The 20,045-nt window shown below is 68.8% G+C and carries 20 protein-coding genes and 4 pseudogenes; 13 read left to right on the top strand and 11 right to left on the bottom strand.

All coding sequences use genetic code 11. The features are described from left to right. Nucleotides 1–53 precede the first annotated feature (53 nt). Nucleotides 54–1,457 carry an FAD-dependent oxidoreductase gene (locus tag IEY95_RS41490; protein ID WP_189191418.1) on the top strand — a complete coding sequence of 468 codons (1,404 nt, stop codon included), beginning with the start codon at nucleotides 54–56 and terminating at the stop codon, nucleotides 1,455–1,457. A 127-nt stretch (nucleotides 1,458–1,584) separates the two neighbouring features. Here the strand turns inward: IEY95_RS41490 and IEY95_RS41485 are convergent, their stop codons facing one another. The 4 genes and pseudogenes from IEY95_RS41485 to IEY95_RS41475 all read right to left on the bottom strand — a co-directional run bounded on the left by IEY95_RS41485 (nucleotide 1,585) and on the right by IEY95_RS41475 (nucleotide 3,438). Then, entirely contained in the window at nucleotides 1,585–1,881 is a 297-nt protein-coding gene (locus IEY95_RS41485) for an ArsR/SmtB family transcription factor (protein ID WP_229703715.1), read from the bottom strand. A gap of 234 nt (nucleotides 1,882–2,115) precedes the next feature. After that, complete coding sequence (locus tag IEY95_RS41480; RefSeq protein WP_229703714.1) at nucleotides 2,116–2,757, bottom strand: class I SAM-dependent DNA methyltransferase; 642 nt, start codon at nucleotides 2,755–2,757, stop codon at nucleotides 2,116–2,118. A 191-nt stretch (nucleotides 2,758–2,948) separates the two neighbouring features. Then, a pseudogene (locus tag IEY95_RS49725) lies at nucleotides 2,949–3,132 on the bottom strand (response regulator transcription factor); the annotation flags it as partial. Nucleotides 3,133–3,249: 117 nt separating this feature from the next. Further along, a complete protein-coding gene (locus IEY95_RS41475; protein WP_189191416.1) occupies nucleotides 3,250–3,438 on the bottom strand; it encodes a hypothetical protein in 189 nt (62 codons plus the stop codon). A gap of 35 nt (nucleotides 3,439–3,473) precedes the next feature. Between IEY95_RS41475 and IEY95_RS41470 the strand changes: the two genes are divergently transcribed. Then, nucleotides 3,474–4,151 carry a histidine phosphatase family protein gene (locus tag IEY95_RS41470; protein ID WP_189191415.1) on the top strand — a complete coding sequence of 226 codons (678 nt, stop codon included), beginning with the start codon at nucleotides 3,474–3,476 and terminating at the stop codon, nucleotides 4,149–4,151. A gap of 306 nt (nucleotides 4,152–4,457) precedes the next feature. Here the strand turns inward: IEY95_RS41470 and IEY95_RS50485 are convergent, their stop codons facing one another. The 3 genes and pseudogenes from IEY95_RS50485 to IEY95_RS41460 all read right to left on the bottom strand — a co-directional run bounded on the left by IEY95_RS50485 (nucleotide 4,458) and on the right by IEY95_RS41460 (nucleotide 6,312). Further along, on the bottom strand, nucleotides 4,458–4,823 hold the full coding sequence (locus tag IEY95_RS50485) for a hypothetical protein (RefSeq protein ID WP_308429401.1): 366 nt from the start codon (nucleotides 4,821–4,823) through the stop codon (nucleotides 4,458–4,460). Between the two features lie 250 nt (nucleotides 4,824–5,073). Next, nucleotides 5,074–5,640, bottom strand: a pseudogene (locus tag IEY95_RS50480) (NAD(P)-binding domain-containing protein); the annotation flags it as partial. A gap of 123 nt (nucleotides 5,641–5,763) precedes the next feature. Next, nucleotides 5,764–6,312 carry a hypothetical protein gene (locus IEY95_RS41460; protein ID WP_189191414.1) on the bottom strand — a complete coding sequence of 183 codons (549 nt, stop codon included), beginning with the start codon at nucleotides 6,310–6,312 and terminating at the stop codon, nucleotides 5,764–5,766. A gap of 407 nt (nucleotides 6,313–6,719) precedes the next feature. Here IEY95_RS41460 and IEY95_RS41455 point away from each other — a divergent pair, with 407 nt between their 5' ends. The 3 genes and pseudogenes from IEY95_RS41455 to IEY95_RS41445 all read left to right on the top strand — a co-directional run. Then, the gene (locus IEY95_RS41455; protein WP_189191413.1) at nucleotides 6,720–7,100 is read left to right on the top strand and encodes a hypothetical protein; all 381 of its coding nucleotides are present in this window, start codon (nucleotides 6,720–6,722) and stop codon (nucleotides 7,098–7,100) included. A gap of 116 nt (nucleotides 7,101–7,216) precedes the next feature. Then, on the top strand, nucleotides 7,217–8,371 hold the full coding sequence (locus tag IEY95_RS41450) for a PLP-dependent cysteine synthase family protein (protein ID WP_189191412.1): 1,155 nt from the start codon (nucleotides 7,217–7,219) through the stop codon (nucleotides 8,369–8,371). Continuing rightward, nucleotides 8,368–9,147, top strand: a pseudogene (locus IEY95_RS41445) (MFS transporter); the annotation flags it as partial. The gene IEY95_RS41450 and the pseudogene IEY95_RS41445, both read left to right, overlap by 4 nt. Here the strand turns inward: IEY95_RS41445 and IEY95_RS41440 are convergent. Then, nucleotides 9,132–10,370: an IS701 family transposase gene (locus IEY95_RS41440; protein WP_189191449.1), complete on the bottom strand. Its 1,239-nt coding sequence runs from the start codon at nucleotides 10,368–10,370 to the stop codon at nucleotides 9,132–9,134. The pseudogene IEY95_RS41445 and the gene IEY95_RS41440 overlap by 16 nt on opposite strands. 166 nt (nucleotides 10,371–10,536) lie before the next feature. Here IEY95_RS41440 and IEY95_RS41435 point away from each other — a divergent pair, with 166 nt between their 5' ends. After that, nucleotides 10,537–10,941: a putative type II toxin-antitoxin system PemK/MazF family toxin gene (locus IEY95_RS41435; protein ID WP_189191411.1), complete on the top strand. Its 405-nt coding sequence runs from the start codon at nucleotides 10,537–10,539 to the stop codon at nucleotides 10,939–10,941. Between the two features lie 290 nt (nucleotides 10,942–11,231). Continuing rightward, nucleotides 11,232–11,753, top strand: a pseudogene (locus tag IEY95_RS41430) (MFS transporter); the annotation flags it as partial. Between the two features lie 66 nt (nucleotides 11,754–11,819). Here IEY95_RS41430 and IEY95_RS41425 read toward each other — a convergent pair. Together IEY95_RS41425 and IEY95_RS41420 are read right to left on the bottom strand one after the other, a co-directional pair. Next, the gene (locus IEY95_RS41425) at nucleotides 11,820–12,464 is read right to left on the bottom strand and encodes a DUF305 domain-containing protein (RefSeq protein ID WP_189191410.1); all 645 of its coding nucleotides are present in this window, start codon (nucleotides 12,462–12,464) and stop codon (nucleotides 11,820–11,822) included. Between the two features lie 88 nt (nucleotides 12,465–12,552). Beyond that, entirely contained in the window at nucleotides 12,553–12,966 is a 414-nt protein-coding gene (locus IEY95_RS41420) for a DUF6153 family protein (protein WP_229703713.1), read from the bottom strand. Between the two features lie 293 nt (nucleotides 12,967–13,259). Between IEY95_RS41420 and IEY95_RS41415 the strand changes: the two genes are divergently transcribed. From IEY95_RS41415 to nicT, 6 genes are all read left to right on the top strand, one after another. Beyond that, entirely contained in the window at nucleotides 13,260–13,628 is a 369-nt protein-coding gene (locus IEY95_RS41415; RefSeq protein ID WP_189191408.1) for a BlaI/MecI/CopY family transcriptional regulator, read from the top strand. Then, the gene (locus tag IEY95_RS41410) at nucleotides 13,625–14,536 is read left to right on the top strand and encodes a M56 family metallopeptidase (protein WP_189191407.1); all 912 of its coding nucleotides are present in this window, start codon (nucleotides 13,625–13,627) and stop codon (nucleotides 14,534–14,536) included. The genes IEY95_RS41415 and IEY95_RS41410 overlap by 4 nt, the downstream gene beginning before the upstream one ends. Nucleotides 14,537–14,693: 157 nt before the next feature. Continuing rightward, nucleotides 14,694–15,719, top strand: a complete 1,026-nt coding sequence (locus tag IEY95_RS41405) for a C40 family peptidase (RefSeq protein ID WP_189191406.1) — start codon at nucleotides 14,694–14,696, stop codon at nucleotides 15,717–15,719. Between the two features lie 32 nt (nucleotides 15,720–15,751). Then, entirely contained in the window at nucleotides 15,752–16,621 is an 870-nt protein-coding gene (locus IEY95_RS41400) for a F510_1955 family glycosylhydrolase (protein ID WP_189191405.1), read from the top strand. A gap of 116 nt (nucleotides 16,622–16,737) precedes the next feature. Next, the gene (locus IEY95_RS41395; protein WP_189191404.1) at nucleotides 16,738–17,394 is read left to right on the top strand and encodes a TetR/AcrR family transcriptional regulator; all 657 of its coding nucleotides are present in this window, start codon (nucleotides 16,738–16,740) and stop codon (nucleotides 17,392–17,394) included. A 174-nt stretch (nucleotides 17,395–17,568) separates the two neighbouring features. Next, entirely contained in the window at nucleotides 17,569–18,690 is a 1,122-nt protein-coding gene (gene nicT, locus IEY95_RS41390) for a Nickel transporter NicT (RefSeq protein WP_189191403.1), read from the top strand. 58 nt (nucleotides 18,691–18,748) lie between these two features. Here nicT and IEY95_RS41385 read toward each other — a convergent pair whose 3' ends face one another. Next, entirely contained in the window at nucleotides 18,749–19,999 is a 1,251-nt protein-coding gene (locus IEY95_RS41385; RefSeq protein ID WP_373294653.1) for a DUF418 domain-containing protein, read from the bottom strand. Nucleotides 20,000–20,045: the final 46 nt, after the last annotated feature.

The raw sequence follows: 20,045 nt of genomic DNA, 5'->3' as shown, positions 1-20,045 counted from the left end.
CGGGGCGCGCGTTGCCCTGTCCCTGAGCACGACACCCCGCATGGAGGTCCCCGGTGACCAGCAAGCGCATCGTCGCCGTCGGCGGAAGCGATGCCGGAATCAGCGCCGCGCTCCGTGCCCGGGAGCTGGACCCCGACAGCGACGTCACCGTCGTCGTGGCCGACGCGTACCCCAACTTCTCCATCTGCGGGATCCCGTACTACGTCTCGGGCGAGGTCACGCACTGGACCAACCTGGCCCACCGCACGGCCGAAGACCTCAAGGCCACCGGCATGCAGGTCCGCACGAACACCCTGGCCACCTCCATCGACGTGGCCGACAGGCGCCTGACCGTCCGCGACGAGAACGGCCGGGAAGAACAACTGCCCTACGACGCCCTGATCGTGGGCACGGGTGCTGTCAGCGCCCGCCCGCCGATCGACGGCCTCACCGGCCCCGGCGCGCTCGGCCCGGAGGACGGCGTTCACCTGCTGCACAGCATGGGCGACACCTTCGAGGTGATGCGCACCCTCACCGAACGCCGCCCCAGTACGGCCGTCGTCATCGGCGCCGGATACATCGGCCTGGAGATGGCCGAAGCCCTCACCACCCGCGGCCTCCACGTCACCCAGATCGAGGCGCTGCCCGAGGTCCTGCCGACCGTCGACCTGGAACTCGGCGCGCTTGTGCACTCCGAACTCGACTCCCACGGCGTCGAGGTCGTCACCGGCACCCAGGTCACCGCCATCACGCGCGGGGACTCCGGCTCCCCGCTCCGCGTGCACGCCCAGCGGCCGGACGGCCAGACCCTCATCCGCGGCGCCGACCTCGTCCTGGTGGTCGTCGGCGTACGCCCCGACACCGCGCTCGCCGCTGATGCAGGAGCCCGGCTCGGCGCGAAGGGGGCGATCGAGGTCGACGAGTACATGCGCACCTCGCTGCCCGACGTGTATGCGGCCGGGGACTGCGTGGTCACCCACCACCGGCTCCTCGGCACGACTTGGCTGCCGCTGGGCACCACCGCACACAAGCAGGGCCGCGTCGCGGGCGAGAACGCGCTGGGCGGGCAACGCCAGTTCGCGGGCAGCCTGGGCACCCAGGTCGTGAAGGTCTTCGACCTCGTCGCCGCCCGCACGGGCCTGCGCGAACACGAGGCGATCACCGCCCAGCGGGGCTGGACCCCGGCCACCACCGCGAGCCGACCCGACGACCACAAGGCGTACTACCCGGGCGCGACCCCGATAGCGATCCGCGTCACCGGCGACGCCACCAGTGGATTGCTGCTCGGCGCCCAACTCGTCGGACGGCGCGGCGCGGAGATCTCCAAGCGCGTCGACACCTACGCGACCGCGCTCTTCCAAGGGATGAACGTGGCGGACATCAGTGACCTCGACCTGTCCTATACGCCACCGCTCGGATCCCCGTGGGATGCCATTCAGGTTGCCGCGCAGGCTTGGGAGCGCGAGCACCGACCCTAGACATGCCGGCCGGGTCGAGTTCGCTGTCGCCGACGGTGAGGCGTCCGCCGCCCATCTCGCCAGGTCTGACACGGTGTTGGAGCAGGGGAAAGATCTCGGTCGGTGCGGCGGACACCTGCGGACGGTCTTACGCCGCGGCGCGCACGGGCGACCGCAGGATGTCCTGCACCGCCTCCATGCCCTCCGGGTCAACCGCGTACCAGACCCAGGTACCGCGCTTCTCGCGCGTGAGCAGGCCGGCGGTGGTCATGGTCTTCAGATGGTGGCTGATGGTGGGCTGCCGCAGCCCGAGGCGGTCGGTCAGGCTGCACACGCACGCCTCGCCACCGGGTGCCGTCTGTATGAGGTGGAGAAGCTGCAGACGTGTGGGGTCGGCAACCGCCTTGAGGACGTGCGCGACGCGCTCCGCGAGATCACGCTCCATCAGCGGTTCACTCAGGGCCGGAGCGCACGGCCCAGCACTTTCCTCACCCGAATCCGGGTTCACGGCAGAGACGACCATCTATTCAGCATACGAAGACCCCTCGAACGAAAGCATGGTCGAAGGGCTTCATGTGTCATGTGTTCGCTTCGAGTTCACCGAGCAAACGAGACGACCTCTGGGCTCAGGCGCAGCTGAGTGCGCTGCTCGAATGTTTCTGCCGTGCCATGGATGTGATCAGTGGGTGCGCCGTAGGGCGGCCCAGCTCCCCCAGCCTGCGGCGGCTTCCACAGAGGTCCACTGGCCCGGAAGGTTGTCTGCGACGTCTTGAGCCGGAAGGTGCAGGGGCCCGTCCTCGCCGAGCTGGTTGATCCACAGCAGCACCCCGTCCGGGGCCAAGACGCGGGCGGTCTCCTGGGGGAAGAGGAGCATGTCGATGGCGACGATGACCGCGGCCGAGGCGTCGGCGGAGGGCAGGGCGCTGGCGTCAGCACGGACCCGGACTGGTGAGCGGACGGCGGCGTGACGCAGCATCTCCTCGGACAGGTCGATGCTGACAACTGTGGGGAAGGAGGCGGCGAGCTGCGGGGTGAACAGGCCCGTGCCGGAGCCGAGTTCCAGGCAGGGGCCGTGAGGGAAGGGGCCGCCTCGGGTGAGGGCGTCGCGCACGGGATCGTCGCGGCCGGTGGCTTGGGCGGTGTCCCAGGAGTCGGCGAGCTCGTCGAACAGGTCGGAGAGGAAGCGGGCTGTCTCAGCTGTCCAGGGGCGTCGGCCTGCGGCCAGGTCACGCGCGAAGGTGCGGAAGAGGTCTGACGATTCCTTGGGCGGGAGGGGTTTGCCGTGGGGGCTGGGCGTGATGCGCGGCAAGGTCGTGGTCACGTAGGCCAGTTGAGCACGGGAGGGGTGTGTGATGGATCGGCCCGGGGGTGGAGCAGTGGGTGCATCCTCGGGTGGAGAGGCGTGTGCCTCATCAGTGGTGGCCCTCGTGCGGGCCGGGACCCCGGGCTTCTTGGTGGTGGTGTGAGGAGCCATGCCCGTGTCTGCTGTGGTCGGCATGGTCCGACGGGGCCTGCCAGGACGGTGAGGTCGTCGACGTCCGGCATCCGGATGTCCAGCAGCACGACGTCAGGACGTGTCTCCTGCGTCGTCTGAAGCGTCTGGCCGCCGGGAAGCGCGGCACGACCTCGACATCGTCCGCCATGTCGAGGATGTGTTGAAGACCGTACGGATGAGGGCCTCGTCGTCGAACACCAGTGCCAGGATCGCGCGTGCTCCACTCGTTGGCGGAACAGAGTCCGATTCGGATCTCGCCGAGGGGTAGCCTGCGGGCTTCCGACACCCAATCCGGCCGGGTGGCGGGGGCTGCGCCAGTCATTCGGCGGGAGTGGTTCCGGCCGTCTGCCGGATGGTTTTGACCGGCAGGGTCTTCGACCCTGGATTAAATGAGGCACGACGCCGGTCCTTGCTCTGTTCGCTCTGCTTGCCGGGTTCTCGCCGGTCCTTCTCGCCGGTCGGCCGCAGCCGCGGACCGGGCGTGCGGGGCAGCAGGCCATGGGCCATACGGCGTCATGCCGGGCCAGGACGGAGGTAAGCCGATGTCGGTCAGCCTGACATTCATGTGCGCGCCCGTCGGGGACACCAGGGATGCGGTCTTCGGTGACGGTCTGCTCAGTGAGCACGGCCTGCGTGAGGCACGCGCCGCCCGCGCAGCACTCCCTCCGTATTCGCTGGCGATCCGGGCACCGTCGATCCGCTGCGCGGAGACTGTCGGCGATCTCGGCCTGGAGGCCACCGTCGAGCCCGCACTGCGCGACTTCGACTACGGCATGTGGCGTGGCCGCACAGTGGGCGACGTCGTCATGGACGACCCCTACACGTACGCCGCCTGGCTTACGGACCCGGATGCCGCGCCGCCCGGAGGCGAGTCCGTACGCCAGCTCTGCCGTCGAACCGCCCACTGGCTGAGCAGCCTGCCGCATGATGCGGGCCGCACATTGGCCATCACCGAACCAGCCGTCGTCCGGGCCGCGCTCGTCCATGCCCTGTCCGCACCAGCAACAGCCTTCTGGCACTTCGATGTGCCCCCCTTGTCCCCGGTCTCCCTCACCTCGCGTGGTGGCCGCTGGCACCTTCGGCCCGGCCACATCTCCCCTGAAATAGCCGGCACCACTCGCGCTGTTCCTATGCCCTGCACCGCCGCACAGGATCGGAGGGTGCTCCTGTGGGGCGAGACGGTGAGCGACGAGGGGTACGGCCTCTTCGCCCGGGTGTGACCCGCTGGCCCCACCAGCCGAACAAGTGCGGCGAACAGCCTGAGCGGCCTGGAGAAAAGGCCACGCAGAAGCCCCGTCAGCGAGGACAAAGGCGATGAGCACGGTCTCGCCGCTCTGAGGATCAGGGCCCAGGAGATCTCCCAGGCCATGGACCCGGTGATGGACAGGGCGGCGTGCAGCACGGCACCTACGGGCCAGCCTTCCGGTGGAGGAGCGTAGGCAGGGGTGGGCCCTCGCAGATACGAAGGCCCACCCCCTGTGGGTCAGAGCCGGTCGCGGATCTTGTACTCCGCCTTCCGCCGGCTTCTACCCGCTGGCGGTGCGCTGCGCGACTGCTCCCGCCAACCGCGGTGCCGCGAACTCGGTGCCACAGGTGAACCGCAGCAGCGGACCGAAGGTCGCCGCCGCCTGGATGCCGGTGAAGTACAGGCCGGGCACGGACGACTGCAGCCCCAGGTCGAGGCGCGGGAAGCCCCCGGTATGGGCCAACTGGGCGCGCAGTTCCGGGCTCAGGAAGTCCAGCGCGTCCAGGCGGACGCGATAGCCGGTGGCGGCCAGCACGTGATCCGTCTCCAGCATGTGCGTACGGCCGTGACTGTCGCGCGTGGTCAGAACGACCCGGTCGCCCTCCCGCCGGGCGCCGGTGAGGCGTTGACCGAGATGTACGGTCACAACCCCGTCGAGCCGTGGCTTGAGCCACCATGAACCGAACGGACCGAGTACCCGCCGCACGAGGTGCAGCCGGGCGGATGCGGGCAGGAGGCGGAAGGCCGCTGCCTGGTGGACGACCGCATACAGTGCCCAGGAGCGCCCCAGTGGGGTGTCCGGCTGCCAGTGCGGTCCCGGCGTGGGCCCCCCCGAACACCAACTTCTCAGTGCGCGCGAGTAGTTGGACCTTGGCACCGATTTCGTGCAACAGCGCCGCGCTCTCCTGCGCCGACTGCCCGGCACCCACCACGACCACATCTCGGCCCGCGAACTTTCCGAGGTCGGCGCGTTGCGAGCTGTGCGAGACCAGCCCCTCGGGGAAGAGCCCGGCGAGCGGCCCCGGCACGTAGGCGAAACCATCCATGCCGCTGGCCACCACCACGACCTTCGCCCGCACCTCCTCCCCGGAGGCGAGCTTCAGCCGGAACCCGTCGGGCTGCCGGTCAACCGCCAGTACCCGGACGTCCTCCACCTCGGGCACCAACTCCTCGGCGAACCACCGCCCGTACCGTACGAACATCTCGACCGGAACCTGGTCGTGGCCGGCCAGTCGGGCCTCACCCGATTGGCAGGCGTATTCGTCCAGCGTGAACCCCGGCTTGGGAGCGGACAGTACAGAGGCGCTCGGCGGTGACTTCAGCAGCATGCCCGCCGGCATGTTCTCGGCCCAGCTCGCCATCGGCGAGCCGAACACCCTGACACTCAGGCCGCGCGCCTTCAGGTGCGCGGCGGTGGACAGGCCGTACGGGCCCGCCCCGATGACAACCACGGTCTTGGACATCAATTCCCCCTGGCGCGGCGCCCTTGAGTAGCCGCGCTCCGGCATGGCAGGTCAGAACCTCGGATGCGCGCCGTACGCCGCCACACGTCACAGCTGTGGCGCAAAGCGGGGCGCCGACAGCTGTCAGACCGCGAGCGGCAGAGGGGAGAGGGGCGGGCCGCGCCGGACGACCGCGTCCGAGAGGAGAACCTGAACCGGGCAACCGGGAGTCGGCGCGGGGTGTGGGCGCCGCCCGGTACCGGCCATGCTGAGGTCGAGGGGGGTGCGGACCGGCGTGAACAGCCTGCACACCAGCTCGTGCAGGTGCTCCCATTCGCGTCCGGCCGCGTACAGCACACGCCGTCGGCAGGTGTCGACGCCGTGCAGCAGCACGGCGCACAGCACGGTCAGCGCGACATGGGCGACAACCACGGGCCAGCCCGCGTGGACGGAGGTCGGCCACATGGCGTGTGCCGGGACGGTGACCGCGTCATCGGTTCGTACGAACCAGTAGCCCACGACTGCCTGGGTCCCGATCGCGAGCATCAACTGCCGCGACAGCGGCTTGTCCTGACCAGCGCCCGGCAACGCGACACCGAAGAGGAGACACGCAGCGAGAACGCGCATCCCCCATGAGGGCCCGGAGTCGAACGCCAGATGGTGGACCGTGACGGCTACCGCCGTACCCAGCATGGAAAACAGCCCGGCCCGGACAGCCGCCACCGGCACCACACGCGGCACCCGGCCGCGATGGCACGCACGGGACACACGCACCCAACCCCCCATAACCCACCCATCATGAGGCCGGAGCCGTGCCCGTGTCACTATCGAAGCCGGTGCCGAGGGGAGGGCATTCAGACGTCGGATTCACCGGATCCGGTGAACGTCGGCATTGAGGTGCCCGGGGACTGCGGCTCGCTTCGGAGCCATTGCCATCAGCGGTATCCCAACCTTCCGCAGGTCCAAGGGACCTTCGACGGTGGTCGAGCAGCAATTCCTCGCCAGGGCAATATGCGCATGTTTGATTACATTCTGCACTGATGGCTCGATCAGTCCTTCCCAGCAGCAGCCGCCCCGTGCCACGGACCGGGGCGGCCCTCTTGGTGCTGCTCTCCGCGCTGGTACACCTGCTGGTTTGCGCCCATGGCCCAACGCCGAACGAGATGGGACGAGCGGACGCCGTCCTGACCGCCACCGTGACCGCCGGGCAGGCAGCCAGACCGGCAGACGACAGCCCGGTCCTGGACCAGGGTGGGCCCGCGCAGGACAACGACACGCATTGCTCGGGCATGGACGAACCGACGGTTCAGGCCTCGCGCGATACCGGCCTGGCTGTGCACGTGGTCCACGAGGCCCTGTCGGCCGAACACCTCGGCGACCGGTCGGCGCTCGCACCACCGGCCCTTCAGCCATCACCCCGCAAACCGGGCGAGTCCTCTGCCGGGCACGCGCGGGCCCGTCTTGGCGTGTGGCGGACCTGATCGACCCGTGCCGCGCTCTCGCCCATGGCCACGGCGCGGCAGCCGATCACCACCGCCTCTTCCCCCTACGCACGGCCGGTCGCCGTTCACGGCACCGGCCGCAGGAGAAGCACGCCATGAACCACCCCACCCGCATCACCATGCCGACCTCACCCGCCCAGCTCCTTGCAGATGCCAAGTGCCCGATGCACACCCCGGCCGGGCTCGTCGGCGACACGCCCGTCCTGTGGATCGGAGCGCCCTTCACGGCCCTCGGGCGCGGCTTCTGGGCCAAGCTCGAAGGCCTGAACCCCGGCGGCATCAAGGACCGCACTGCCCTGTACATGGTGCGCGCCGCGCGCGACCGCGAGCAGTTGCTGCCAGGCGCCCGGATCGTAGAGTCCACTTCCGGCACCCTCGGTCTCGGCCTGGCCCTCGCCGGCGCCGCCTACGGTCATCCGGTCACCGTTGTCTCCGACCCCGGCATGGAACCCCTGATGACCGGCCTGCTCGCCGCATACGGCGCCGAAGTCGACCTCATCCACACGCCGCATCCCACCGGGGGCTGGCAGGAGGCCCGCCGCCGACGCGTCGAGGAACTCCTTGCCGTCCATCCAGACGCCTGGTGTCCCGACCAGTACAACAACCCCGACAACGTAGCCGCCTACGCCCCTCTTGCCCATGAACTCATCGCCCAGCTCGGCCGGATCGACACCCTCGTCGTCTCCGTCGGCACCGGCGGCCACTCCGCCGGTATCGCCTCGGTCCTGCGCGGCTGGTTCCCCCACCTGCGGGTCGTGGGCGTGGACACCACCGGGTCGACCATCTTTGGCCAGCCCGCTGCCCCGCGCTTGATGCGTGGTCTGGGCAGCAGCATCTACCCCCGCAACGTCGCCTACGACCTGTTCGACGAGGTCCACTGGGTCGCGGCCCCGGAAGCGGTGTGGGCGGCCCGTCAGCTGGCCCGCCATCACTACGCCTCCGGCGGCTGGAGCGTCGGTGCCGTCGCGCTCGTCGCCCGGTGGCTGGCGCGCATCCTGCCCGTCGAGGAACGGATCGTCGCTGTCTTCCCCGATGGACCCCAGCGGTACGTTGGCACGGTCTTCGACGACACCTACTGCCACGAGCACGGCCTCCTGGGCCAGCTGCCCGCCGACGAACCGGATCAGATCGCTCACTCCGGCGAGCGGATCGTCACCCGCTGGACCCGCTGTACCCACATCACCGATCCCCTCGCCGCGGCCGACGAGCGGAACGCCGCTGAGTACGCCCACGCGGGAGGCGCCCAATGATCACCTTGTGGCGACAGACCCGCTCCTTCCCTTCCGCCGCACGGCTGTTGATGGCCAACCAGTTCGCCATCAACCTCGCCTTCTACATGCTCATGCCCTACCTTGCCGCCCACCTCTCCGGCGGGCTCGGCCTGGCGGCCTGGGCGGTCGGACTCGTCCTGGGCGTACGCAACTTTTCCCAGCAGGGCATGTTCCTCATCGGCGGCACCATCGCCGACCGCTTCGGCTACAAGGCCCCGATCATGGCGGGCTGTCTGCTGCGCACGGTCGGCTTCGGCCTGCTCGGCTGGGTCGACAACCTGCCCGCTTTGATCGCCGCCTCGGCGGCTACCGGTTTCGCGGGCGCCCTGTTCAACCCGGCCGTACGCGCCTACCTGGCTGTCGAGGCCGGGGATCGGCGTGTGGACGCCTTCGCTGCCTTCAACGTCTACTACCAGGCCGGCATGCTGCTGGGCCCGCTGGTCGGGCTCGCCCTGATGGCCGCCGACTTCCGGCTCGTCTGCACAGTCGCCGCCGCGATCTTCGCCGTTCTGACCGTGCTGCAGGCGCGGGCCCTGCCCTCGCGTCGGAGCGATACGGCCGGCTCCGAGCCAGGCAACGTTGTGGCCCAATGGCGCACGGTCGTGGCCAACCGGCCCTTCCTGCTCTTCGCCACAACGATGATCGGCTCGTACGTCCTGACGTTCCAGGTCTACCTGGCCCTGCCCTTGGCCGCCACGAACGTCCTGGGTTCTAGTACTCCAGCCGTAAATCGTGATCTTCACGTTCGAGCGGCTTGCCGCCGGTAGTGGCTGGTCTGGGATCGGGCCTGGTGGCGGCGTCGCCAGTCGGACCAGCCGAGCCGGTGGACCGGGTCAAAGGCGGGCCGGATGACGAGCGTGATGAACAGCCGTTGGATCTCGTTGCAGGTGAGCGGTATGAGGGCGTCTGGTGCGGGATCGCGGTCGTGTTCGTTCGCGCGGACGACGGCGAGGAAGGCGTGCGCGAGCATGGCCAGGGTGACCCAGCGGGACCAGGACGGGTAGCGGCGGACCTGGTGCTCGTCCAAGGCCGCCAGGCCCTTGCCGGACTGGAAAAACTCCTCGACCCGCCACCTTGATCCAGCGACGCGCACCAGGGTGGTTAGCGGCACTGCGGCGGCCGGCGAGTAGCAGCGGTAGTACGCGAGTTCGCCGGTACTGCGGTTGCGGCGGATCAGCAACTGCCGGCTCCCGGGCCGGGGGTCGGTGAGGTCGATGACGGCCCAGTCGTAGAAGCGGTGGCCCTTGGCTCCGCTCCCTGCGGACAGCTTCTGCCAGGCCCTCTTGGGCACCTTCCTGGCCAGCGTGTCCGCGCGGAACTTCCCGGCGCCTGTGGTGACTTCGTGCGAGCAGGCCACCGCGAGGACGTAGTCGGTGCCGCGTTCTTCCAGCGCGGCGCGTAGCGTCGGGTTGCCGCCGTAGACCTCGTCTCCCGCGACCCAGGCGGCCCGGTGGCCGGCGTCCAGGAATCGGGTGACCATGCGGGCGGCAAACTGCGGTTTGGTCGCGAATTCGGTCTTGTCACCGAGTCCGGCGGCCCGGCAGCGGTCGGGGTCCGAGGTCCAGGAACGCGGAACGTACAGTTCCCGGTCTACCGCGGCGTGTCCGCGGCGGCCGGCGTAGACGAGATAGACGGCGACCTGCGCGTTCTCGATCCTGCCCGCGGTGCCGGTGTACTGGCGCTGGACACCGACGGTGTCGGTGCCCTTCTTCACGTCGCCGGTCTCGTCGACCACCAGAACCGCCTGGTCGTCCCGCAGATGCTCCACCACGTAGGCCCGCACGTCGTCGCGGACCTGGTCGGCGTCCCACTTGGCCCGCCCGAGCAGGTGCTGCATGCCGTCCGGGGTGCTCTCTCCGGCCCACTCTGCGATGGTCCAGCAGTTTTTGCGCGGCAGGTCCGACAGCAGCCCGAGCACCAACCGCCCGACCCGACGTCGGGGTTCGACCCGTGCGAACCGGCCCGCGATCCGGGCCATCAGGCCCTCGAACGCCTCCTGCCAGCGGGCAGGGTCTACGCTGTGACCTGCGGCCACCGCATGATCTTCAGTCTTCACACACCGATGATCAACGGTGGCCGCACCCGTCTCCACAGCGCGTCAGGGTCGCGCAGCGTCTGTCTGCCGTCATGTGTCTGGAGGACTTGTGCAACGTGGCGAAGTCTGGTGGGTCCAGTTCGACGAGCGGAGGTTGGTCGTACTGCTGTCGGGAGACGACACGTCCGGGATCCGGGTGATGCAGGTCGTCGCTCCGGCGGGCGTCGACATCAGCGGTCTGGGCATCGAAGTGACGGTCGGCGCCGGTGAAGGACTGCCGTTCGAAGGCGTGCTGCGGCTCGCGTTCCCGCGTCCAGGCTTCACCCCGTGCACGTGGCTGACCACTGTGTCCCGGGACGACCTGATAGAGCGGGCGGCCGTCCTGTCCTCCGTGAAGCTCAGCGAGATTGACGACGCCCTCCGACTCGCTGAACAAGCGCAGGAGCGGACCCCGGCCACGACCGCGAAGCTCAGCGAGATAAGGGATGTCCTCCGTCTCGGTGAACTCGGGTAGACGGAGAAGGAGCCGACGCCCGCGACGGCGTGGGCGATCTCGGGCGAGATGATCGACGCTGGCCACCTGCTGCCTCGGCGCCCCTCACCACCGAGATCACGATCTACGGCTGGAGTACTAGGCCCTGTCGTCAAATTCCCGTCTGCCCCGCGACGCCATGCACGCACTCTCGCCGCACCGGGCACAGACCCAAGTACATCCAGTACGAGGGCCTGTGCCCGGCACGCCGAGAGCACGCACCTGACGCCGCAGGGCCCGCCCTCCGGGCGGACTACGGGAATTTGACGACAGGACCTAGGGGGACTTGGGTGACGAGCGGTCTGTTCGTCATCTCGGCCGCAGTCGCCGTCGTTGGGCAACTGCGGCTGACGGGCTGGGCCAAGCAACGTTGGAGCCCCGTCCAGGCCCTGGTGCGCGGACTGGCCGCGATGGGCCTGGCCTTCCTGCCCCTCGCCCTTACCCCGCCTGACGCCGCCGCTGCCGTACTCATCGCCTTGGTAGTGGCGGTGGCGCTGCTCGCGGCTGGCAGCGCGGTGGTCTACCCGTTTGAGATGGACACGGTCGTCTCTCTTTCCGGCAACCGGCTCGTCGCCACCCACTACGGCCTGTACAACACCCTCTCCGGCCTCGGCATCACCCTCGGCAACCTGGCCACCGGGGTGCTGTGGGACTTCGCCGATCAACACGACGCCCTCTGGCTGACCTGGTGGGCCCTGGCTGCGACAGGTTTCGCGTGTGCGGGCTCCGTCGCGGGGCTCGCTCGCAGCGGACGGCTGGCTGCGCGGGAGGAACCGCGACTCGCTCCCGTCTGACGGAGTGGGGGAGGAGGCCGACCGGTTTCGGCCTTCTCCCCCCCCTGCCAGCCGTCTGGCGATGTGTCAGCTCTTGCCCAGCATCTTGTTCATCTGCTCGATCTCAGCCGTCTGGGCCGTTATCACGTCGTCCGCGAGCTTGACGGTGGGACCGTACTTGCCGTTGGCCTTCTCGGTCTTGGCCATCTTGATGGCACCCTCGTGGTGCTCAACCATCATCTCGAGGAACATCTTGTCGAACTCGGTGCCGGAGGCCTTCTCCAGCTTGTTCATGTCCTCGCTGCTCATCATGCCGGGCATGGAGGACGACATGTCGTGGTCCATCCCGGGCATGGAGGACGACATGTCCTCGGGGACGTCCTCGCCCCACGCGGTGAGCCAGCCGGACATCGTCTTGATCTCCGGGTCCTGCGCCGCCTTGATCGTCGTGGCGAGGTCCTTGACCTCCTGAGAGGAGGCGCGGTCGGCGGCCAGCTCGGCCATGTCGACGGCCTGACGGTGGTGCTCGATCATCTCCTCGGCAAACGAGATGTCCGCGTCGTTGTGTGCGCCGGCCTTGGCCGACGCGGTCGCGGACGGGCTGGAGCCGGAGTTCATCGACCCCATGTCGTGACCGCCGCTGTCGCTGCCACAGGCGGCCAGTACGAGCGCGGCCGCACCGGCGGTGACGGCGAGGGCGGTGCGACGGATGAGTTTGCGGTGTGCAGTCATGGTTGAGCTCCTGCGTTCGGATCTGGTGAAGGGCATGCCGGAGTACAGCGCCGCATCCGTGAGGAAGCGCGGCGAGGTGCGGGCGGCTCTAGATCCGCAGGAGCTGGAGTTCGGAGAGTGAGGGTGGGGCGCGACCGCCGTCAGGGCCGCTGCCGAATGGAGAGGTACCTGCCTGCACTTGCTCGCCGCAGGTCACCACATCGGGCAGCAGCACGGGTACCACGACGGGAGTCCCGGCGACGGACGCGGAGGCGCAGGTCGGGTCTGCATGGGCGACGTGATCTTTGCAGCCGCCGTCACCGTGATCGCATTCGCCCGGCATCGAGGCCGTGACATCCGTGTGCGCAGTAACCGCCATCCGGTGGTGCCCGGAGTCAGCGTGGGCGCCGGGAACCGGTCCGAGACCGTGCATGCCGAGCAGGCCCAGCAGCAGGGTGCACACGAGCAGCACGCAGGACCGCAACGCCAATTGCGGTCGGGCGAGCTGTCCGGGGCCTGTCACGGCCCCATCGTAGGCATGGATCATCGGCCCCTTGCATCCCGGGTATCACCGGAGTGGACACGGACACGTAATACCCACCGAGGGTATAGCAGCAGGCATGTGGACACTGTGAGACGCCGTGAAGCAGGAGGTTTCGGCGACGCTCAGGTGCGCGAGGCGTTCGACGAAGCGGGTTACGGGCTCACTGGGCGGTTGTGACCCTGGCCTTACGCCCCGGAGGCCTGACAGGTCAGCCGTCTACTATGGCGCTGCGTACTCGCTTGCGTATTCGGTGGCGAAAGGATGTCGGGGCCATGCGGCGGCTGGGGGATCTCGAGGCGGAGATCATGGATCGCCTCTGGACGTGGAACCGTCCGGCGACGGTTCGTGAGGTCGTCGACGACATCAACAAGACCCGCCCCATCGCGTACACCACGGTGATGACCGTCACCAACATTCTCTACAACAAGGGCTGGCTGCTGCGGGGCAAGCAGGGACGGGCTTGGCTGTATTCGCCGGTCCGCAGCCGCGAGGCATACGCCGCCGCACTGATGGAGGACGGCTTGGGAGAGAGCAGGGACCGCCCGGCCGCGCTGGTCCACTTCGTCGAGAAAATGTCCGAGGAAGAAGTGGCTGCCCTGCGCAAGGCTCTGCGGAACGTGGGACGACAGGCGAAGTCGTGAACGCGGCCCCCGTGCTGGTCGGCTATACGGCGGCGGTGGGTTTCGTCGCTCCGCGTCTGCTCCTGTGCGCGGGCTGGCCGTACCGGGCCCCGGCCCTGGCTGCGGCGGTGTGGCACGCGCTGATGGTCTCGTTCTCGATCGGTGTCGCTCTCGCCGCGTACAACTTGGCCATGCCGGCCGAGCATCTGCATGCGGGGCTGGTGGGCCTGCTGCACTCCTGTGGAATGCGTGTCGGCCCGGGCGAGCCCGACCCCGGCGCGGCGCATCGGCTCGCCGTCGCCCTGCCCGCCGCCATCGGTATCGTCCTGGTCTCGAGTTTCGTCTTCCACGTAGTACGGGCCCGCCGGACGCGGACACGACACCGCGAGGCCGTGGACCTGGTGGGCCGCCACTCCGCCCAGTTGCGCGCCACCGTCCTGCCGTACGGCATCCCCGCCGCTTACTGCCTGCCCGGCCGCCACGCCCGGGTCGTGATCAGCGACGCGGCCGTACGCGAGCTCACGTCAGAGCAGCTCAACGCCGTACTGGAACACGAGCAGGGCCACATCGCAGGGCGTCACCACCTGGTCCTGGCCGCCGGGGAGGCGTTCCACTCGGTGTTCCGCCTGCTGCCACTGGCCCGCCATGCCCGGGAACGGATGCCGCTCCTCCTGGAGATGGTCGCCGATGACCGCGCTCTGCGCCGTCACTCCAGTGAGGCGCTGGCCACGGCGATGTACGAGATGGCGGCGGCCCGCACCCCGAAGGGCGCGTTCGCGGCGGGCGGGCACACGGTCCTTATCCGTCTGAAGCGGGTTCTCGGCCCGCGTAAAGCCCCTCACCCCGCGTTCTGGGGGTCCGTGGCCGCCATAGCCGCGGCGGTTCCGCTGTTGCCGCTGCTGGTCGCTTGCCCGCCCGGCCTCAGCTGACCGACACCAGGTCAGGCCATTGTGACTCGGGCTCACTTGCGACTCAAACTACTAACCTACTAAGTTCTAGCGAACTTGCCCTGGCCGATGCGCGGCGCCAACCCGGCTGCCGTAGCCCGTCGATCGGTCCACAGACGTGCAGAGGAGTCACCTCGCGATGGGAACCCACCGTCGGCCGAAGCCGCCCAGCCGTGCCCGGATAGCCACCCTCGGCGTAGCAGCCGGCGCGGTGAGTCTCCTGCCGACGCAGAGCCAGGCGGCCCCGAAGCCCACGGCCGACGAAGTGCGCAAGCAGGTGGAGAAGCTCTACGAGGAGGCCGAGGCTCCCACTGAGGAGTACAACGGCATCCGCGAGCAGCAGCAGAAGTTGCAGCGTGAGGTGGACGGGGCACAGGACCGGCTGGCCCGGAAGCAGCACGAGATCAACGAACTGCGCGAAAAGATAGGCCCTTTGGCGGCGTCGCAGTACCGCAGCGGGGCCATCGACCCGAGTGTGCAGCTCTTTCTCTCCAGCGACCCGGACGACTACCTCGACAAGGCCGAGGCGCTCGGCCGTACGGGAGACCGGCAGACCGCCGCGCTGCGGGCTCTGGAGGGCAAGCAGCGGGAACTCGCTCAGGAACGCGCGGACGCCGCGAAGCGCCTGAAGGCCCTGAACGAGGCACGGAACGAGGCCGCGAAGAAGAAGGACGAGGTCCAGGGCAAGCTCACCAAGGCGCGCAAGCTCCTGAACAGCCTGACCGCCGAGCAGCGCGCCAGGATGGAGGCCGCCCAGGGGCGCGAGGACGCCGCCTCCGGCTCCAGCGACGCACCAGCGAGCTACAACGGTCCCGCCAGCGGTCGCGCCAAGACCGCCATCGACTTCGCGTACGCCCAGCTCGGCAAGCCCTACGAGTGGGGCTCGACCGGCCCCGACTCCTACGACTGCTCGGGCCTCGTGGGCGCGGCCTGGCGCTCGGCGGGCGTATCGCTGCCGCGCACCGTCAAGCAGATGTACGACGCCGGCCGCAAGGTGGCGCAGTCGGACCTGCAACCCGGCGACATCATCTACTGGTACAACGACAGCCAGCACAACGGCATCTACATCGGCGACGGCAAGGCGATCCACGCCCCGCGCACGGGTAAGAACATCGAGATCACCCAGGTCAGCTACATGCCGTTCTACGCCGCGTCCAGGCCCTGAGCACCAACCTCCGCACCACCCAAGGAACTTCCGTGACCCCACGCCCGACCACCCGCGCCCTGCACACCGTCGCGGGGGCGGCGCTCGCCTCCCTGGTCCTCGCCGCCTGCGGGGACGGGACCTCCGACACGGGCGAGAAAGCGGCGGCGTCGACCTCGGCGTCGGAGCTCTCACACGTACACGGCCTTGGCGTCGACCCGGCCGACGGACGCGTCTACGTCGCGACCCACGACGGCCTGTACACGATTGCCAAGGGGCAGAATCCCAAGCTCGTCGGCGACCGCAAGGACGACTTCATGGGCTTCACAGTGACCGGCAAGAACACGTTCATCGCCAGCGGACACGGCGCCGAAGGAAGCGACCGCCCCGGGAACCTCGGTCTGATAGAGACCACGAACTCCGGCCGCGCGTGGACGTCCCGATCGCTGTCCGGAGCAGCCGACTTCCACTCCCTGGACTCGGCGAAGGGCATCGCCTACGGCTACGAGGGCGGGCGGATCCGGGTCAGTGCCGATCTCAAGAACTGGGACGACCGGGCCACGCTGGAGGCCCTCGACCTCGCGGCGGGGCCTTCCGGCAACAAGCTGCTGGCCACCACGTCCGAGGGCGTGGTGGCCGGCAGCGACGGCGGCCGCACCTTCGGCAAGGGCGCCGGGCCGGTCCAGGCGTTCGTGTCCTGGCCCACGCAGAAGGCGCTGTTCGGCATCGACAGCTCCGGGAAGCTGAGTAGCAGCGCGGACGGCGGCGAGACATGGAGGCAGCTCACGGCCGTGCCCGGTGGACAGCCTCAGGCGCTGACCGCTGTGGACGCCAAGCACATCCTCGCCGCGACGACGGAGGGGGTGTACGAGTCGCGCGACGGCGGCAAGACCTTCACCGAGCTCGCGCCGCTCGCTTCCTGAATCAGTAAGTCGAAATTCACCATGTGGACCCGGCGCCCCACGTCTTGCTGTTTCAAGACACTGTGTTACGGCTCCAAGCAGGGCGTATCGACAACGCCGCCGCGTAAACTGTTCCGGTGCCGAAGCTGTGGACCGAGACGATCGAAGAGCACCGACGTACGGTGCGCGACGCGATCCTGAACACCACAGCGGAACTGGCCTCCGAGCGCGGAGTGCGATCTGTGACTATGTCGCAGATCGCCGAGCAGGTCGGCATCGGACGGGCCACGCTCTACAAGTACTTCCCGGACGTCGAGACGATCCTGATCGCCTGGCACGACCGCCAGATCACAGGGCACCTGGAATACCTCAAGGAAGTCCGGGACCAAGTGGACGGCGCCGGCGAACGGCTGGAGGCAGTTCTCGAGGCCTTCGCCCTCATCTCTCACCAGTCCCACGGGCACCACGGCACCGAAATGGCAGCATTCCTGCATCAGGACGAGCGGGTCGCACGGGCGCAGCAGCAGCTCCACGACATGTTCCGGGACCTGCTGGCCGAGGGGGTGCAGGCCGGCGAATTCCGCGACGACGTCACGCCCGACGAGCTGGCGACCTATTGCCTCCACGCCCTGTCGGCCGCCGGAAGCCTGCCGTCAAAAGCCGCTGTGCGCCGCCTTGCCGCGCTCACTCTGTCCGGCCTTCGTGGCGCGCATTGGGTACCGGAAAGCCGGAGTCGTGCAGCGGCGCATCGGCCCCCGCACCACGGCCACCACACTCGGCATCTGGAGCACTGACCTCAAGAAGGCTCCGACCTGCTCATTTACCCAGTCCGCCGCACTCCTCTCGGCACTTCGCGCTGCTCCGGCAGCAGCTCATGCGAAGTTATTGCAATCCTTTTGCATCTGAGTATCGAACGCCATGCAGGATGGACGACGACGTCAAGCACCACCAGGGATCAAGGACACACCATGACCGTTACGGCCCAGTCCCAGCCGGGCCTCCTCCGGCGGATACGCGGAGCACTCACCCCGCGCGAATGGGCTCGGGCCGGCGGACTGGCCGCCGCGATCCTCGCTCTGCACGTCATCGGCTGGGGCACATTGCTGCTCATCGTCGTCCCCCAGCACTTCGAGCTCGGCGGCGGCCAGGGAGCCTTTGGTATCGGGCTCGGCGTGACTGCGTACGTGCTCGGCATGCGGCACGCCTTCGACGCGGACCACATCGCCGCAATCGACAACACCACCCGCAAACTGATCTCCGACGGACAGCGCCCGCTGTCCGTCGGGTTCTTCTTCTCCCTCGGTCACTCGAGCGTCGTCTTCCTCCTGGCCCTGCTCTTCGCGCTCGGCGTGCGCTCGCTCGCCGGACCGGTGCAGGACGACGGTTCGAGCCTGCACGCCACGCTCGGCTTCATCGGCACCTCGGTCTCCGGCGTCTTCCTGTACGTCATCGCCGCCTTCAACCTCGTGGCCCTGGTCGGCATCCTCAAGGTCTTCCGGCGGATGCGCACCGGCGGCCACACCGAGGCGGACCTGGAGGCACAACTCAACGCCGGCGGCGGAGTAATGACGCGGATCCTGAGCCGGGCGACCCGGGCCGTCGGCAAGCCCTGGCACATGTACCCGCTGGGCTTCCTGTTCGGCCTCGGATTCGACACCGCTACCGAAGTCTCCCTGCTCTTTCTCGCCGCCGGCGCCGCGGGGGCGGGCATCCCCTGGTACGCGATCCTGTGCCTGCCAGTGCTGTTCGCGGCCGGAATGAGCCTGCTCGACACGATCGACGGCTCATTCATGAACTTCGCGTACTCCTGGGCCTTCTCCAACCCGGTCCGCAAGGTCTTCTACAACATCACCATCACGGGCCTGTCCGTCGCAGCCGCGCTCATCATCGGCACGGTCGAGCTCCTGTCGATCGCTGCGGAGAAGCTCTCCCTGCACGGCGCCTTCTGGGAGTGGGTCGGCGGCATCGACCTCAACAGTGTCGGTTACGCCGTCGTCCTCCTTTTCGTCGTCACCTGGGCGGCCGCGCTGGTGATCTGGCGGTACGGCCGTATCGAGGAGAAGTGGGCCTTGGCGCCCGCGGAGGAGTGAGCGGCGTCGGCCAGAGCAGGGCGCGCACAACGGCGCCAAGGCCACCGCTGGTCAGAGGTCACTTGATGTGACGGCTGACTTGGGTGGCGGAGTGGAGCAGGTACTCCAGTGGGCCGCGCCGGAACCGTCGCGTCCAGGCAGTCGCCAGCAGCATGGCGGTCACGATGAAGGCGAGCAGCGCGACCAGCGCCGGGAAGGTCTCCTCCTCCATGCCGACCGCGCGGATGGCGAGGATGTGCAGGACGTAGGCGGTCAGCGAGACCATGCCGACCGCGGAGATCGGCGTGGCCAGACGCGTGAAGCGCGGCATCCGTTCGGTGGCGGCGACGCACGCGGCCACGACGACAAGCGCGGCGCCTGTATTGCCGAGGATGGAGAAGGTCGTCTGGCTGTGCGGCGCGGCTACCAGCAGCCAGGCCGGGGTGTCACCGGTGAGATCGCCGACGGTGTCGGACCACCAAGCTGATGACGCCGAACCGCCGTCCGTGGCGGCAGCGACGGAGGTGAGCGCGTGCGGAACAAGGCGCAGGGCCAGCCATGAGCCGCCGTAGCCGAGCACGGCCAGCGCGCTTCCGGCCAGGGCCAGCCGGGCACGGGTCTTGCCGACGGTGAGGTCGAGCCGGGCGATCGCCATGCCGGCGATCACGAACGACATCCAAGTCAGCACCGGGTACTCGCCGGTGAACAGCAAGTCGAGGAAGCCGTCCGTGTCGCTGATCCGGGCCAGCGGGTCCCAGCCGATGACGGTGTCCGCCCAGCTTCCCCCGTCGATCGACCGATTGATCAGGTAACGGACTTGGGGCAGCACCATTGCGCCCGTGGCGGCGATGACCGCGAGCGCCCCGGCACTCAACCGGTACAGCGGCAGGACGACGAGGAAGGTCAACCCGTAGTAAGCGATGATCACATCGACGTCGGTGCCCACGGCGGTCAGGGCGAAGCCCAGCGCGATCAGGACGACGGAGCGGATGAGGATCCTGCCCACCGCCTGTCGGCCCGCACGGCCGGTCCGCGGGTGCGGGCGGCCGGTGATGAGCACGAGTGAGAAACCGGCGAGCAGGGCGAAGAGTGCGGACGAGCGACCGCGCGCCAGCTCCATGACGAAGCCCAGCGGCCCGCCCACCGACGGTTCCGGGCCGACATGGGCGGCGTACATGCCAAAGACTGCGAGCCCGCGGGCCAGGTCGATGCCGATCAGCCGTCCTGTCGACGGCGTACGGGAGACGGGGGAATTGGCACCGACCTCTGTGGCAGACGCCGGGGACAAGGGGGATACAGAAGACAAGGACGCTGGTGCGCTATGTGTCACGTTCTTCAGGGTTGCGCAGTCACAGGCGGCAGCCCATCCCTCACAT

The organism is Streptomyces albiflavescens (assembly GCF_014645835.1).
Lineage (GTDB): Bacteria > Actinomycetota > Actinomycetes > Streptomycetales > Streptomycetaceae > Streptomyces > Streptomyces albiflavescens.
This window is presented reverse-complemented; position numbering and strand designations above follow the sequence as displayed.